This is a genomic window from Devosia sp. 1566 (assembly GCF_004005995.1).
Taxonomy (GTDB): Bacteria; Pseudomonadota; Alphaproteobacteria; order Rhizobiales; family Devosiaceae; genus Devosia.
Window position 1 is genome coordinate 1,415,593 of record NZ_CP034767.1, and the last position, 13,092, is coordinate 1,428,684.

The 13,092-nt window shown below is 62.7% G+C and carries 16 protein-coding genes and 1 tRNA gene; 12 read left to right on the top strand and 5 right to left on the bottom strand.

Annotation, left to right across the window (positions count from 1 at the left end):
- The first annotated feature begins 126 nt into the window (after window positions 1–126).
- Window positions 127–861: a rhomboid family intramembrane serine protease gene (locus ELX51_RS06840; RefSeq protein WP_127752818.1), complete on the top strand. Its 735-nt coding sequence runs from the start codon at window positions 127–129 to the stop codon at window positions 859–861.
- Here ELX51_RS06840 and hisI read toward each other — a convergent pair.
- Both hisI and folE read right to left on the bottom strand, forming a co-directional pair.
- Window positions 858–1,307: a phosphoribosyl-AMP cyclohydrolase gene (gene hisI, locus ELX51_RS06845; RefSeq protein WP_127752819.1), complete on the bottom strand. Its 450-nt coding sequence runs from the start codon at window positions 1,305–1,307 to the stop codon at window positions 858–860. The two genes, ELX51_RS06840 and hisI, sit on opposite strands and share 4 nt — an antisense overlap.
- A 40-nt stretch (window positions 1,308–1,347) precedes the next feature.
- Complete coding sequence (folE, locus tag ELX51_RS06850) at window positions 1,348–1,971, bottom strand: GTP cyclohydrolase I FolE (RefSeq protein ID WP_127752820.1); 624 nt, start codon at window positions 1,969–1,971, stop codon at window positions 1,348–1,350.
- A gap of 142 nt (window positions 1,972–2,113) precedes the next feature.
- On the opposite strand from folE, the gene ELX51_RS06855 reads away from it, so the two are divergent.
- From ELX51_RS06855 to arfB, 5 genes are all read left to right on the top strand, one after another.
- On the top strand, window positions 2,114–2,557 hold the full coding sequence (locus ELX51_RS06855; RefSeq protein ID WP_127752821.1) for an iron-sulfur cluster assembly scaffold protein: 444 nt from the start codon (window positions 2,114–2,116) through the stop codon (window positions 2,555–2,557).
- The gene (yidD, locus tag ELX51_RS06860) at window positions 2,554–2,865 is read left to right on the top strand and encodes a membrane protein insertion efficiency factor YidD (protein ID WP_127752822.1); all 312 of its coding nucleotides are present in this window, start codon (window positions 2,554–2,556) and stop codon (window positions 2,863–2,865) included. The genes ELX51_RS06855 and yidD overlap by 4 nt, the downstream gene beginning before the upstream one ends.
- A 123-nt stretch (window positions 2,866–2,988) precedes the next feature.
- The gene (thrS, locus tag ELX51_RS06865) at window positions 2,989–4,968 is read left to right on the top strand and encodes a threonine--tRNA ligase (protein ID WP_127752823.1); all 1,980 of its coding nucleotides are present in this window, start codon (window positions 2,989–2,991) and stop codon (window positions 4,966–4,968) included.
- A 3-nt stretch (window positions 4,969–4,971) separates the two neighbouring features.
- On the top strand, window positions 4,972–5,202 hold the full coding sequence (locus ELX51_RS06870) for a hypothetical protein (protein ID WP_127752824.1): 231 nt from the start codon (window positions 4,972–4,974) through the stop codon (window positions 5,200–5,202).
- Window positions 5,203–5,217: 15 nt separating this feature from the next.
- Window positions 5,218–5,649 carry an alternative ribosome rescue aminoacyl-tRNA hydrolase ArfB gene (gene arfB, locus ELX51_RS06875; RefSeq protein WP_127752825.1) on the top strand — a complete coding sequence of 144 codons (432 nt, stop codon included), beginning with the start codon at window positions 5,218–5,220 and terminating at the stop codon, window positions 5,647–5,649.
- A gap of 50 nt (window positions 5,650–5,699) precedes the next feature.
- Here arfB and ELX51_RS06880 read toward each other — a convergent pair whose 3' ends face one another.
- Window positions 5,700–7,517 (bottom strand): hypothetical protein, encoded by a 1,818-nt coding sequence (locus ELX51_RS06880; protein ID WP_127752826.1) that lies wholly within the window; start codon window positions 7,515–7,517, stop codon window positions 5,700–5,702.
- Between the two features lie 88 nt (window positions 7,518–7,605).
- Window positions 7,606–8,469, bottom strand: coding sequence for a hypothetical protein (locus ELX51_RS06885; protein WP_127752827.1), 864 nt, complete (start codon window positions 8,467–8,469; stop codon window positions 7,606–7,608).
- Between the two features lie 305 nt (window positions 8,470–8,774).
- On the opposite strand from ELX51_RS06885, the gene ELX51_RS06890 reads away from it, so the two are divergent.
- From ELX51_RS06890 to ELX51_RS06905, 5 genes are all read left to right on the top strand, one after another.
- A complete protein-coding gene (locus ELX51_RS06890; RefSeq protein ID WP_127752828.1) occupies window positions 8,775–9,362 on the top strand; it encodes a nitroreductase in 588 nt (195 codons plus the stop codon).
- A 40-nt stretch (window positions 9,363–9,402) separates the two neighbouring features.
- Window positions 9,403–9,651, top strand: coding sequence for a DUF2188 domain-containing protein (locus ELX51_RS06895; protein WP_164854786.1), 249 nt, complete (start codon window positions 9,403–9,405; stop codon window positions 9,649–9,651).
- 67 nt (window positions 9,652–9,718) lie between these two features.
- Entirely contained in the window at window positions 9,719–10,531 is an 813-nt protein-coding gene (locus tag ELX51_RS06900) for a transglycosylase SLT domain-containing protein (RefSeq protein WP_127752830.1), read from the top strand.
- A 71-nt stretch (window positions 10,532–10,602) separates the two neighbouring features.
- Window positions 10,603–10,755, top strand: a complete 153-nt coding sequence (locus ELX51_RS20005; RefSeq protein WP_164854787.1) for a hypothetical protein — start codon at window positions 10,603–10,605, stop codon at window positions 10,753–10,755.
- A 77-nt stretch (window positions 10,756–10,832) separates the two neighbouring features.
- Window positions 10,833–12,035 carry a DUF2336 domain-containing protein gene (locus ELX51_RS06905; RefSeq protein WP_127752831.1) on the top strand — a complete coding sequence of 401 codons (1,203 nt, stop codon included), beginning with the start codon at window positions 10,833–10,835 and terminating at the stop codon, window positions 12,033–12,035.
- A 4-nt stretch (window positions 12,036–12,039) separates the two neighbouring features.
- On the opposite strand, the gene ELX51_RS06910 is transcribed toward ELX51_RS06905, so the two are convergent.
- Window positions 12,040–12,816, bottom strand: coding sequence for an NAD kinase (locus tag ELX51_RS06910; RefSeq protein WP_164854788.1), 777 nt, complete (start codon window positions 12,814–12,816; stop codon window positions 12,040–12,042).
- 138 nt (window positions 12,817–12,954) lie between these two features.
- On the opposite strand from ELX51_RS06910, the gene ELX51_RS06915 reads away from it, so the two are divergent.
- Window positions 12,955–13,030, top strand: a tRNA-Thr gene (locus ELX51_RS06915).
- Window positions 13,031–13,092: the final 62 nt, after the last annotated feature.

Genomic DNA, 13,092 nt, shown 5'->3' on the forward strand with positions numbered 1-13,092 from the left:
GCATCTCAACCATGGCAAAATGGCTCGACAATTGCGCCATTAATCAAAGCTTAAGGTTAACGCGCCCACCCGATTGTGGATAAAGAAGCGCAAACGGGCAGTGCGCCTGAGAGTCGGAGAGATCACATGGCCGAACAAGGCCCCCCAGCCGGTGAGGCCGGTGCTGCCGGGCGCGAACCGGTTTTCTTGCTGCCAGGTTCGGTGACGGCGCTCTGTGGCGTGCTGGTTGCCATTCACCTGGCGTCAACCTTGATCCTTAACCCCGACGGGTGGAATCAGCTGATCTTCTGGGGTGGGTTTCTGCCGCTGCGAATCGCTGCCGCCTTTGATGACCCCAGCCTCGGTGTGCCGCTGCTCTGGACCCCGCTGACCCATGCATTCCTGCATGGCAGCTGGGACCATTTGCTGGTCAACGTGGCCTGGCTCGCGATCTTCGGCACCCCGGTCGCGCGCCGCTATGGCGCCGTGCCGATGCTGCTGATCTTTTGCGTGTCCTCGATCGCCGGTGCGGCGGCCTTTGCCGCCACCACACTGTGGAACGGGGCTTATCTCATCGGGGCTTCAGGTGGCGTGGCGGGGCTCACCGGCGCGGCAGTGCGATTCTTCTTCCAGCCGGTGCTGGTAGGGGTGGATCCCGAAACCGGCGAGCAGGTGATTCTCGGGCGCCGGCTGGCGAGCCTGCCCGAGCTGTTCCGCGACAAGCGGGCCCGGATGTTCGTGCTGATCTGGGTGGTGCTCAATGCGGCGGTGCCGCTCCTGCCCATGCTGACCGGCACCAATGTGGGCATTGCCTGGCAGGCCCACCTTGGTGGCTTTTTTGCCGGTCTGTTGATGGTCGGTTTGTTTGAGCGGCGGCCTTAGCCGTAGACTTCGTCGGGATTAAAGAGGCGCGGCGAGCCGTCATCTTCAAGCATCAGCTCGCCTTCGTTGAGCACGACGCGCCGGTAAAAGCAGCTCTGGCGGCCGGTATGGCAGGCAGCGCCGCGGCCGGTCTGCTCAACGGTAAGGGCGATGGCGTCCTGGTCGCAATCGAGTCGCAGCTCGGTGACCTGCTGCAGCTCGCCCGAGGTTTCGCCCTTTTTCCAAAGCGCGTTGCGCGAGCGCGACCAGTAATGGGCGATGCCGGTTTCCAACGTTAGCCGCAGGGCTTCCTTGTTCATATGGGCCAGCATCAGCACGGCATTGCTGCCCGCTTCCACGGTGACAACGGTGATGAGGCCATTGGCATCGAACCGGGGAGCAAAGGCGGTGCCTTCCTCCAGTTCGGTAGGGGACAGGCTCGCGGGATCGGCAAAGGTAATGTTCATGGGGCTGGTTTATCCTGCACCTGGCGGCTTTGCCAACCGGTCAGCGTCGCGTTACCATCGCAAAAAACCGGTCACGCTCCACCCGGTCCTCGGCAAACACGCCGGTGAAGCGATGGGTGACCGTGGTGACATCATGGGCCCGCACGCCGCGCATGGACATGCACATATGCTCGGCTTCGAGCATCACGGCGGCTCCGCGGGGCGTAAGGCTGGCTGTGATGGCGTCGATGATCTGCGCCGTCATTGCTTCCTGCGTCTGCAGGCGACGCGCGAACACATCAACCAGGCGAGCCAGCTTGGAAAGTCCAACCACCCCGTCAACGGGCAGATAGGCGATATGGGCCTTGCCGACAAAGGGCACCATGTGGTGCTCGCAATGGGAGTGGAACGGGATATCGCGCAGAAGGACTATGTCGTCATAGCCGCTGATATCGCGGAAGGTCGTGGACAAGATCTCGGCGGCGTCCTGCTCGTAGCCGGAGTAGAACTCGCGATAGGCTTTGGCCACGCGGCTGGGCGTTTCCAAGAGGCCTTCGCGGTTGGGGTCGTCGCCGGCCCAGGCGATCAGCGTGCGCACGGCCGCTTCCGCTTCCTCTTGGGTGGGACGGCGCACGGGCGCCGGAAAGGGGGCAACGGGAACGGCGGTTTTCGATAGAGCGTCCATGGCGGCTCCGGTAGCGGCCGGCAAGCAGGCGGGCTGAGCGGGAAAGTGACCGGTTCAGATGATACCGCGCCTGTTACAAGGCATGCGCGCTCCTATATAGAGGGAGCGGCGGGCTCTCACAAGAAACAGAATTTCGTGGTTGATGGAACTTAGCGATCTCTATTCCGAGCGTATTCTCGATCTGGCGGCCAATGCTGTCCAGCCGGGGCGCCTGGCGCAGCCCCATGCTTCGGCGCGCAAGGTCAGCCGCGTCTGCGGTTCGCTCATCGAGGTGGACATCGAGGTGACGGACGGGGTGATCACCGGCTACGGCCATCATCTCTCCGCCTGCGCCCTGGGGCAGACCTCTGCGGCGGTGGTGGCGCGCGAAATCGTGGGCACAGATGTCAGTGCGTTTCGTGAGTTGCGGGCGCAGATGTACGCGATGCTGCAGGCTGAAGGGACGGGTCCCGCCGGCAAGTGGAGCGATCTGGGCTATCTGCTGCCCGTGCGTGACTACAAGGCGCGGCACGCTTCGACCCTTCTGGTGTTCGACGCCGTGGCGGAAGCGCTCGACACCATCGAAGGCAAGACCGAGCCCAAATGAAGCCGTCCGCCCAAGCGTTCTGGCGCGCCATCGACCTGCCGTTCAAGCTGGTGGCGGTGCTGCTGATCACCATCTATCGCTACACGCTGTCGGCCTTTGTCGGGCGAACCTGCCGGCATTTGCCGAGCTGTTCGGAATATACCGGCGAGGCGATCTGGCGCTTCGGGTTTTGGCCGGGCGGCTGGATGGGACTGGCGCGCTGGAGCCGCTGCCGGCCCGGTGGCACCCATGGCTATGATCCGGTGCCTGAGGCTTTGCCGGAGGAGGGGCGCTGGTGGCAGCCCTGGCGCTATGGCCGCTGGCGCTAGCACCTGGAAGTCGAGGCGGCACCGAGTTTTTGGTGTGCTCAGGTGGCAATAAACGCAAAGCGTGCTAGATAGGCCCGCCTTGCCGCGAACAGCGCGGCATGAACCCATTTCTGGAGAGAAACAATGACGATCAAGGTGACGTTCCCCGATGGTGCAGCTCGCGATTTTGCGCGCGGCACCACCGGCACCGAGATCGTCGAGGGTATCTCCAAGAGCCTCGCGAAAAAGACGGTGGCAATGCGCTGGAACGGCGTGTTGAGCGATCTCAGCGATCCGCTCGAAGCCGATGGCCGCATCGAGTTCGTGACGCGCGACAGCGGCTCCAAGGATGTGCTGGAGCTGATCCGCCACGACGCCGCCCACGTGCTGGCCGAAGCCGTGCAGGAATTGTGGCCCGACACGCAAGTGACGATCGGCCCGGTGATCGAGAACGGCTTTTACTACGACTTCAAGCGCGACGAGCCGTTCAGCGAAGACGATTTCCCCGCCATCGAAAAGAAGATGGCTGAAATCATCGATCGCGGTGCTGCCTTTACGAAGGAAATCTGGACGCGCGACCAGGCCAAGGCCTTTTTCAACGCGCGCGGCGAGAACTTCAAGGTCGAGCTGGTGGATGCCATTCCGGCCGATCAGTCGCTCAAGATGTACAAGCAGGGGCAGTGGATCGATCTGTGCCGTGGCCCGCATATGCGCTCGACCAAGGATGTCGGCAGCGCCTTCAAGCTGACCAAGGTGGCCGGCGCTTATTGGCGTGGCGACAGCAATAACCCGGTGCTGAGCCGCATTTACGGCACGGCCTTTGCCACCAAGGATGAGCTGGAAGCCTATCTCCACATGATGGAGGAGGCCGAAAAGCGCGACCACCGCAAGATCGGTCAGGAAATGGACCTCTACCATTTCCAGCCCGAAGCGCAGGGTTCGGTGTTCTGGCATCCGCGCGGCTATGTGCTCTACAACCAGATGGAAGCCTATATCCGCCGGCGCCTTAATTCCTCGGGCTATGTGGAGGTAAAGACCCCGCAGCTGATGAGCTCGAAGTTTTGGGAAATGTCGGGCCACTGGGGCAAGTACCGCGAGAACATGTTCGTGGTGCCCGATGAAGTGCCTGGCACTGAGGAAGAAGGTCCGGTGCTGTCGGGCAAGGGCGACCTCATGGCGCTCAAGCCCATGAACTGCCCGGCCCACGTGCAGATCTTCAACCAGGGCATCAAGAGCTATCGCGATCTGCCGCTACGCATGGCCGAATTCGGCTGCTGTCACCGCAACGAGGCCCATGGCGCGCTGCATGGCCTGATGCGCGTTCGGCAGATGACGCAGGACGACGCCCATATCTTCTGCCGCGAAGACCAGATTCAGAGCGAAACCGAGCACTTCGTGCATCTGCTGTATTCGGTTTATGCGCATATGGGCTTCGACAATGTGGTGATCAAACTCGCCACGCGCCCCGAAAAGTTCGGCGGCACGATCGAGCGCTGGGATGCGGCCGAAAAGGCGCTGGGCGATGCGCTGCGCGCCACCGGCTATGATTTCGAGATCGCCGAAGGCGAGGGGGCGTTCTATGCGCCCAAGCTCGAATTCCACCTCAAGGACGCGATCGGGCGCTCCTGGCAGGTCGGCACGCTGCAGCTCGATTATGTGCTGCCCGAGCGGCTGGGTGCCACCTACATCGCCGAAGACGGCTCGCGCCAATATGCGGTGATGCTGCACCGGGCGATCCTTGGTTCGCTCGAGCGCTTCATCGGCATGCTGATCGAGAACTATGCCGGCAAGATGCCGATGTGGCTGGCTCCGACCCAGGTCGTGGTCGCCACCATCGTTTCGGAAGCGGACGATTACGCCGAAAAGCTGGTGCGCCAGCTACGCGAAGCGGGCATCCGGGCCGAACTTGATACGCGCAACGAAAAGATCAACTACAAGGTGCGCGAGCACTCCGTGGGCAAGGTGCCGCTCATGTTCGTGGTGGGCAAGCGCGAGGCCGAGGAGGATACGGTTTCCGTGCGCCGACTCGGCACCGAAGGGCAAAAGGTCATGCCGGCCATGGACGCCATCGTGGCGCTGATGGCGGAAGCGACCCCGCCCGACCTCCAGCAAAAGGCCGCCTGAACCGTGCCGCAACGTCCGTCCAACCGCGAACTCAAGGCGCTGACGCATCTGGGCGAAGACAACATTCTTGGCCCCGATGACTTCAAGGATATCGGCGAGAAGGTCTTTGCCGGCATGGAAAAGAAGGGTTGGGTTGTTCCTGCCGAGGGGCACCCCAACCGCTTCAAGGCCACGATCAAGGGCCTCACCGTCCATGAAGGCGAAATCATCTTTGCCGGTCGGCTGAAGCGCTAAGCCGAGGAAGCGGGCATGGCCGATCCGATCCCCATCACCCGCTCAATCTCGATCGATCCCGGTGAGATAGAGGAGACCTTCGTGCGTGCGGCCGGGCCCGGCGGACAGAACGTCAACAAGGTCTCGAGCGCGGTACAGCTGCGCTTTGACCTAGCCAACTCCCCCTCCATTCCCGAAGGCATGAAGCGGCGGGTAGCGGCGCTGGCGGGCAAGCGCCTGACCAAGAACGGCGTGATCGTCATCACCGCCAACAGCCACCGGGACCAGCCGATGAACCGCGCCGATGCGCTGGAGCGGCTGGTTGGGCTGTTGGTGGCTGGCGCTCATGTGCCAAAGCCCCGGGTGGCCACGCGCCCAACGCTGGCTTCCAAGCGGCGCCGACTAGAAGGCAAGTCGATCCGCTCCGCCACCAAACAGCTACGCAACACTCGGCCAGACGCTGAGTAAGGCAACGCCGCCGACTGTGGTTTGCCGGCGGCGCTGGATTGAGCCTGACCTTATTGGGCGGTGGCCTTGATTGTCACCTTGTCGATCAGAACCTTGGGGTCCTCTTCGGCCGCCATGAAGTCCACGACGCTGACGCCGCCCGGCTCCTTGGCCACCACATCGATATTGAGGTTCTTGGCTTGGCCGCTGACAAAGGTGTTGATGGCGCGCCCGACATTTTGTGCATCAGCGGCGCCGGCGAGCAGCCCCACGATCGTGCCCTCGGCCAGCCCGGCAAAGATTGGCCGGAGCGCTTCTGGTTGGGTGCCCTGCTCAGCGGCAACGGCGGCAAAGATGATGTCGGTGAGCCCCTGATCGCTCACATCGACATTGAGCTTGCCGACGGCCAGTTCCATGCCGGCGGCGAGCGCCGTATCCGCGTCCAGGTCAAACAGCGCGGCGGTGGCATTGGTAAGGGTGCCCGTCATGACGATAGTCGCCAAATCCGCCCCGGTCACCGAGATCTCGTTGATGTCGATGCTGCTCGTGGCTTCGTTCCAGGCCGCGGCGATCTTGAAGCCGGCATCGATGTCGGTGACACCCAGCGCGCGCAGTTGGGCCAACTGCGGGTCGCTCGTGTCTTCCGGCAAGGCGAAGGCTAGATTGGTCGCCGACATCAGGAAATCGGTGGGAATGCCGTTGCGGTATTCGGCCAGGGCCAGGTCGAACGCGCCCAGGCTGCCCTTGATGCGCACGGAGCTGTCTTCAGGATCGGGCACATCGACGCTGATCTGTTCAAGCGAGAAGCCGGTAAAGGCGGGCACCAGCGCCCGCGCATTGGCATCAAGCCAAGCTTGGTCGATCGCCTCGGGCGCCGCTTCGATGGCGGCAATCGGGCCAGCGAGGTCGATCTGCTTGAAGACCGCGCGGCCCATTTCGAAGTGGCCATCGCCTTCAACCGCAATGGTCATGCCCTCAATGGTGATCTCGGGATAGATGCCGGGGGACAGCCCGGCCATGCTCATGCTCTTGACCCCGACCGTAAGCGGGCGGTCTTCGTCATCGACGCCGTTGCAATCAAAACCGCCGAACTGGGCAGGGGAGGTTTCAAAGGCGGTGAAGATGTCGGCATACATACGCAAGGCCGCGCCCATCAGTTCTGGCGAGGGGGTCTCGTCGTCCTCATCCTCATCGTCGAGCGCACTGGAGAGGGCCATGAATTCGGCCATGGAATGGCGGAGCGGCCGGCCCTTCACTTCGGCCATGGTGATCGGGCCCATGGTGCAGCTGACTTCGGGGGCTTTAAACGAGCCGCCCTCAAAGTTGAAATTGGTGTAAAGCGGCGTCAGCTCATTTGAAGGATTGGTCTGGACCAGTCCGTAAAGACCGAGCACCGCGCCGATGTCGAGCGTCGCCGCCGTCATGGCGCCCATCTGGGCACTGCCCTCGTCTTCGCTCTCTACAGTTGTGCCGCCAAGCGACACGGTTGCGGCAACGCCATTCACGACATCAGTGAGCACCAGATCATTAAATACGACTGTGCTTTGCGTGGCGTCGTTGTCGCCACTTGTGGTTTCGATCCGGACATTGATGGCCGGGATGGTAATGCTGGTGGCGGACAGCGACGCCAGCGCTTCGGCATTGTCGGCGATATTGCCGCTGAAAATCTCGCGCAACGTGGCTTCATCAAGATTGGAGTCCACCGCCTCGATCGTATCGATCTCGACCTGCTGGGTCGTGGTTACCTCCGCCGGAGCTGGCTGGGACACCTCCGGCGCCGGGTTCTTGATCTTTTGCGCCCAGGCGGCTCCAACCGGCAGAGCGACGGTGAGCATGCAGGCGGTGACAAGAGCGGCGAGGCCGCGATGGGGTCGGTCACAAAACAACATTGGGGATCTCCTCGCCACTCGGCCCCCACTGCATACTATAGGCTGGCCGGCAGACAAACCCCGTGCCGGCAAGTCGCGCCCGAACACCCTAGCTTGGGCGGCTGGTGACCGCTGTCAGCACTTCGATGTCTTGGGCTGATCCCGGTTGCACCTGGAAGGCGCGGTCAAACACCTTGTCGCCGATCTTTGCGAGCACGACGTAGTCGCCAGCGGACAGGACGGTGGAGGGAAAGGCGCCCAGATCAGTAAAGAGGGTGGCGCCATCCGAGTTTTTCACCGTCCATTCCACGTCAGCAATGGCTTCGCCGCCCGGCTCGGACACCAGCTTGAAGGCAACCTGACTGGCATGATGATAAAGCGTTGCGTCGGTGAGTTGGCCGGGCTCCACCCGAAGATCGGCCCGGACTTCGGCATTGATCGTGCCGAAATGGGACACCACGTGGTAGGTGCCGGAATTGAGCGTTACAATGTCGTTGGGCGTCAGGCCCTCCGCGATGGGCACGCTGCCGGTGGCTTCTTCGAGGAAGATGTCGAACCGCAGCAAGTCGGGTGGGATCGGGATGTCCCCCGTCACTGCAGCATTGAGCCGCAAGGCACCGGCATCGAGCACAAAGCTTTTTTCGTTGGGACCGGCAACAACCGTCACCGTGTCGCTGATCTGAGCCCGGCCATAAGCGATGTGGACCACGTAATCTCCGGGCGCCAGTTCCAGCTTGGCCGTGCCTTCATCGGATTTGGCGACCAGGGGAAGCTCCCCGCTGGCGTCCGGCGTGGGTTCGAAGATGCGCCAAACCAGCCCGTTGGGAACGACTGCCCCGTCCTGAGTGATCTTGGCAGTGAGCGAAACGGGCTGGGGTGCGGATGTCAGCGCATTGATGGCGGCCGTGGCGGGCGTGCTGCCCGGCGCGGCTGGCCCACTGCCGCCCTCACGCTGTGGCCGCGGGCGGGGCATGGGCGGCGACTCCGCACTTTCCTCCTGGGCCAATGGCCCTGGTGACCCCCATGGCAGTTGGGCTCCGAAAACCAGAGTCAGTCCAACAGCAAGGATCGGTCGCAAACGCATGTTAACTCCAGGCCAGACAGTCGCCCCCCGCGCTGATCTCAGGCGCGGATGCTAGGCAGCGATTGGGGAGAAGCTGTGTCACAGACCATCCCGGTTGAAAACAGTGGCATGGGCATAGCTACCATTTTGTGTGGTTCTGGACTGGCCCGGTCCCGGCGCACTTGCTATGGCAGCCCCAACAACGGAGAATTTCCATGCCCGCCAACCAGGCCATGCTCGATTATCTTCTGACCCGCCGGTCGGTGGGCATGGCTTTCCTCCAGGAGCCCGGGCCCACCGCCGAGCAACTCGAGCAAATGCTGACAATCTCCACCCGCGTGCCTGATCATGGCAAGCTGGCGCCTTGGCGGCTGATTCTGATCCAAGGCGAAGATCGCCTGGCCGCCGGCGAGAAACTGGCCGAAATTGCTGCAGCCAAGAACCCTGCGATCGAGCCCGTGGCTATGGATTTGGAGCGCCGCCAGTTCTTGCCGGCGCCCCTGACCGTGGGCGTGCTCTCCACCGCTAAGCCACACCCCAAGATTCCTGAATTCGAACAGTTGCTGTCGGCGGCCAATGTCACCTTCAACCTTGTTCATGCCGCCTATGCCATGGGCTTTGCCGCCCAGTGGGTTACGCGCTGGTATAGCTATGATGAAACCGCCGCGGCCGCACTTGGTGCACGGCCAGGCGAACGCTTTGTCGGCTTCGTCCATATCGGCACCCCTACCGCAACGATCGAGGATCGCCCCCGCCCGGCGCTTGCCGATGTGGTGACGCGCTGGACGCCTTCTGCAACATAGAACCTCCCCACCGCGTTGTTGCGGAAAGGGAGGAATGGCCATGGCCGAGCATCACTACATCGTTGCGCGCAGCGAAAGCCAATGGAAGGTCAGCTATCGCGGCACCGACCAGGGTCCGTTCACCAGCAAGGAAGAAGCCATCGAGATCGCCATCGCTGCGGCCCAGGCCGAGTACAACGACGGCGAGGACGTGGAAGTGCTGGTGCAGGATATCGAATCGAACTTCCACACGGCGTGGACCTCAAGAAATACCGGGGACGAGGGTGCTCCCCTGGCCACCAAGGCTTGAGCCTTAACGCGGCGTTAACCATATCCGTCGCTTAGTCCAGGGGCAAGTTTCTGGAACCGTGCCGCGCATGGGCGTTCAACCAATCGCAGTGCCACAAAGCCTGGCTTATGTGCTCAATGCCGCCGGCGACCGCAACGGCGTCGATTTTGATTATCTGCTGCAAACCGCCATTCGTGAAAGCAGCCTCAATCCGCAGGCCAAGGCGCAGACCTCCTCGGCCACCGGGCTGTTCCAGTTTCTCGAAAGCACCTGGATGCAGGTGATGAAGGAGCAGGGCCCCCGGCTTGGCTATGGCGATTATGCCAATGCCATCCAGCGTAACAGCGAGGGCGACTACTTCATCGCCGACCCCCAGGCCCGCCAACAGATTCTGAAATTGCGGGAAGACCCGCAGATCGCCGCCGATCTCGCCGCGGCCTTCACCAAGACCAATGGCGACTACCTGCAATCCCGTTTCGGCCGCATGCCCAGCGCGGGCGAGCTCTATATTGCCCATTTCCTTGGGGCGCAGGGCGCCGAGCGCATGTTCACCGCGGGTTTGCAGAACCCCGATCAGATCGCCGCGAACCTGTTTCCCCGCCAGGCCTCGGCCAATCGCGCGATCTTTTATGCCGATGGCCAACCGCGCACGATCCGTGACGTTTATCGGGTGCTGGTGTCCAAGCATGAAGCGGGCGGCGCCAATGCGAGTTTCGCGGCCCAGCAGTTGACAGGTGTAGCGCCACCATCCGCGGTGCCGGCACCGGAGGTGGTGCCCTCACGCTTTTCGCCGGCCAATATGTCGTTCACGGGCCTGTTCACCAACCAAGGCACCTCGCCTGCGCCCGAGATTGCCCCGGAGCCAGGCTCGGCCTTTTTCACCCAGCTCTACGCCCCCTGACATGAATCGGAACCCGGTTGGCGTCATGACGTTCCTGTCAAAACGCTGACACAGCAGCCGGGAGGCCTGCCATGCGCCATCATTCTGTTCCGTTCGCGCCTAGCCACGAGTTGAGCATCCCGCCAGGATGGGTGTTTGTCGGCTTGCTGGTGGCGAGTTGGCTGGCCGTGATCAGCTTGGCGCATCTGGCGCTCCACCTTTTCGCCCTCCTGACAGGCACTTGATTGCACCGCTATCATGGTGAACGTTTCCTTAAGTCTCCGTGACTTAGAACTTTCTGCGCGTGTGTGCGGAGTGAGTCATGGTTGGCTATCAGGAGTTCGTGTCGCTGTGTCAGTCCCCCGATAGCGAGGATCGAGGTCGCGCCGCACATTTGTCGGCGATCGCTTATCTCAACCACCATGGTCCCGCCGATGAACAGGCCGCGCTTTATGCTGCCTTGATCGGTTTTCTGGATGATCCCTCGGTCAAGGTACGCGCAGCGCTAGCCTATGGACTGCTTCACTCGTCCGACGCGCCCCGTCCGATCATCCTGGCACTGCTGCACGACAGCGCCGTGATCGCGCGCGCCGTGCTCCAATATTCTCCCGTACTGATCGATGCCGACCTGTTCGGCCTGGTACAATCCGCCGAGCCCGGCCTGCTGCTGGCGATCAGCGAGCGCGACCGCATCAGCCCGCGCCTGGCGGCGGCGCTGGTGTCCTGTGGCGACCGGCCCATTACGCTGCGGCTGCTGCGGCGAACGGAGATTGATTTGCCGGCGCCGCTACTCTCGAACCTGGCCGCGACGCATGGGGATGAAGCGCAGTTCCGCGGGGCGCTGCTGGCCCGCGACGACCTGCCGGCCGATGCGCGCCTGCTGCTGGTGCAAAAAATCAGCGCAGCCTTGCGCAATTGCCGCGTGGTCAAGGGATCGCTTGCCACCGAGCGGCTCAACCGCCTGCTCCGCAACAGCGAGGACACTGCGGTATCCTCGATCGGGGAACGTGAAGCCGTTGCCGGGCCATCCAACTATGTTTCGGCTCTGGTGGAGACCTCGCGGATTAATGCTCGCGTCTTGCTGCATGCCATGGTCACCGGTCACGTGATGTTTTTCGCCGCGTGCCTCGCCGAACTCAGCGATGTACCGCATGCCAAGGTGCTCGCCATTCTTGAGCGCGGCAGCCGGCCTGCGCTGCATGCGCTGTTGTCTCGATGTGGGCTGGGGCAGGGGGTGGGCAACCTCCTCGCCCGCCTTGTGCTGCATGCCCGCGCTACCGATCTTGTCGATGATGCTGCCGCTCGCCATTATGTGGTTACGGCGCTGACGGAAGAGTTGATCGCCGAGCATGCCGGTGTCATCCCGGCCGAGCTCGAAGAGGCTTTTGCATACCTCAGCGAGCAGAACATCCCCTTGGCACGCCAGGCCGCCCGCGGGGTCATGGCCGCCTTTGCCGAGGAAGCCAGCCTTGATCGCGCGCTGCCTGCCCCGGTGGTCGAGCCGATAGCGCTGCCCGCAGCCTGAACCGCTAGAAGCGGAACTGCTCGCTCAGCACCCGCTCTTCAAGGCTGGTGCCGGGGTCGAACAACAGCGTCACCCCATGCGAGCGATCTTCGTGCACGGTGACTTCGAGCACGTTCTGAAACTCGACATTGTCAGCAACTGCGCTGACGGGGCGCTTGGCCGCTTCCCGAGTGACGAATTTCACCACCGCCCTGTTGGACAGGATAGCACCACGCCAGCGGCGCGGCCGGAACGGCGAAATCGGCGTCAAAGCCAGCAGTGGGGCCTCGATCGGCAGGATCGGGCCGTGGGCGGAGAGATTGTAAGCTGTTGAACCGGCGGGCGTTGACAGCAGCGCCCCATCGCAGATCAACTCCTCGAGCCGGATCTCCCCGTCCACGATGATCTGGATCTTGGCGGCCTGATAGGACGAGCGGAACAGCGACACCTCGTTGAGCGCCAGGGCTGTTTGCGTGTTGCCCGCCACATCGAGCACCTGCATGGACAGCGGATAGATACGGGTCTGCTGCACGGCCGCCAGGCGCTCGTCGAGCCCGTCTTCGGAAAAGACGTTCATCATGAACCCGACCGAGCCGAAATTCATGCCGTAAACCGGGATGTCGCGCCGCATCACCTGATGCAGGGTTTGCAGCATCAAGCCATCGCCACCCAGCGCCACGACATAGTCGGTCTGGTCTATCGGGTAATCGCCGTAGCGCTGCCGCAGCCGCTGCGCAGCGGCCTCCGCGTCGGGAGTGCCATTGGTGACAAAGCAAATTCGAGGCGGGGCTGACGCGGCCAAAGCTGCACTCCAAAGGAAACGCGTCTGCCTAACATGTGAAGCAGGCCCGTGCCAGCAGTCTCGCGGGACCGCCGCTCCTGTGGGTCGCTGCAATAGCCCATTGCCCGCAGGCGCCCGCAATGCTAGAGGGCCCTCGGCGCCGGTATAGCTCAGCTGGTAGAGCACCTGATTTGTAATCAGGGGGTCGCGGGTTCGAACCCTGCTGCCGGCACCAGAAAAACTCCCCAGCGGAGAGTTACGGCACTTACCAGACAATCCAAAACGAGCAGTTGAGCG

Excerpts from the sequence above, each read along its gene's own strand:
- thrS (WP_127752823.1), top strand. The coding sequence starts at position 2,989 with ATGACGATCAAGGTGACGTTCCCCGATGGTGCAGCTCGCGATTTTGCG.
- ELX51_RS06855 (WP_127752821.1), top strand. The coding sequence starts at position 2,114 with ATGGAACTTAGCGATCTCTATTCCGAGCGTATTCTCGATCTGGCGGCC.
- ELX51_RS06895 (WP_164854786.1), top strand. The coding sequence starts at position 9,403 with ATGGCCGAGCATCACTACATCGTTGCGCGCAGCGAAAGCCAATGGAAG.
- hisI (WP_127752819.1), bottom strand. The coding sequence starts at position 1,307 with ATGAACATTACCTTTGCCGATCCCGCGAGCCTGTCCCCTACCGAACTG.
- ELX51_RS20005 (WP_164854787.1), top strand. The coding sequence starts at position 10,603 with ATGCGCCATCATTCTGTTCCGTTCGCGCCTAGCCACGAGTTGAGCATC.
- folE (WP_127752820.1), bottom strand. The coding sequence starts at position 1,971 with ATGGACGCTCTATCGAAAACCGCCGTTCCCGTTGCCCCCTTTCCGGCG.
- yidD (WP_127752822.1), top strand. The coding sequence starts at position 2,554 with ATGAAGCCGTCCGCCCAAGCGTTCTGGCGCGCCATCGACCTGCCGTTC.
- ELX51_RS06840 (WP_127752818.1), top strand. The coding sequence starts at position 127 with ATGGCCGAACAAGGCCCCCCAGCCGGTGAGGCCGGTGCTGCCGGGCGC.
- ELX51_RS06880 (WP_127752826.1), bottom strand. The coding sequence starts at position 7,517 with ATGTTGTTTTGTGACCGACCCCATCGCGGCCTCGCCGCTCTTGTCACC.
- ELX51_RS06890 (WP_127752828.1), top strand. The coding sequence starts at position 8,775 with ATGCCCGCCAACCAGGCCATGCTCGATTATCTTCTGACCCGCCGGTCG.
- ELX51_RS06885 (WP_127752827.1), bottom strand. The coding sequence starts at position 8,469 with ATGCCCCGCCCGCGGCCACAGCGTGAGGGCGGCAGTGGGCCAGCCGCG.
- ELX51_RS06905 (WP_127752831.1), top strand. The coding sequence starts at position 10,833 with ATGGTTGGCTATCAGGAGTTCGTGTCGCTGTGTCAGTCCCCCGATAGC.
- ELX51_RS06900 (WP_127752830.1), top strand. The coding sequence starts at position 9,719 with ATGGGCGTTCAACCAATCGCAGTGCCACAAAGCCTGGCTTATGTGCTC.
- arfB (WP_127752825.1), top strand. The coding sequence starts at position 5,218 with ATGGCCGATCCGATCCCCATCACCCGCTCAATCTCGATCGATCCCGGT.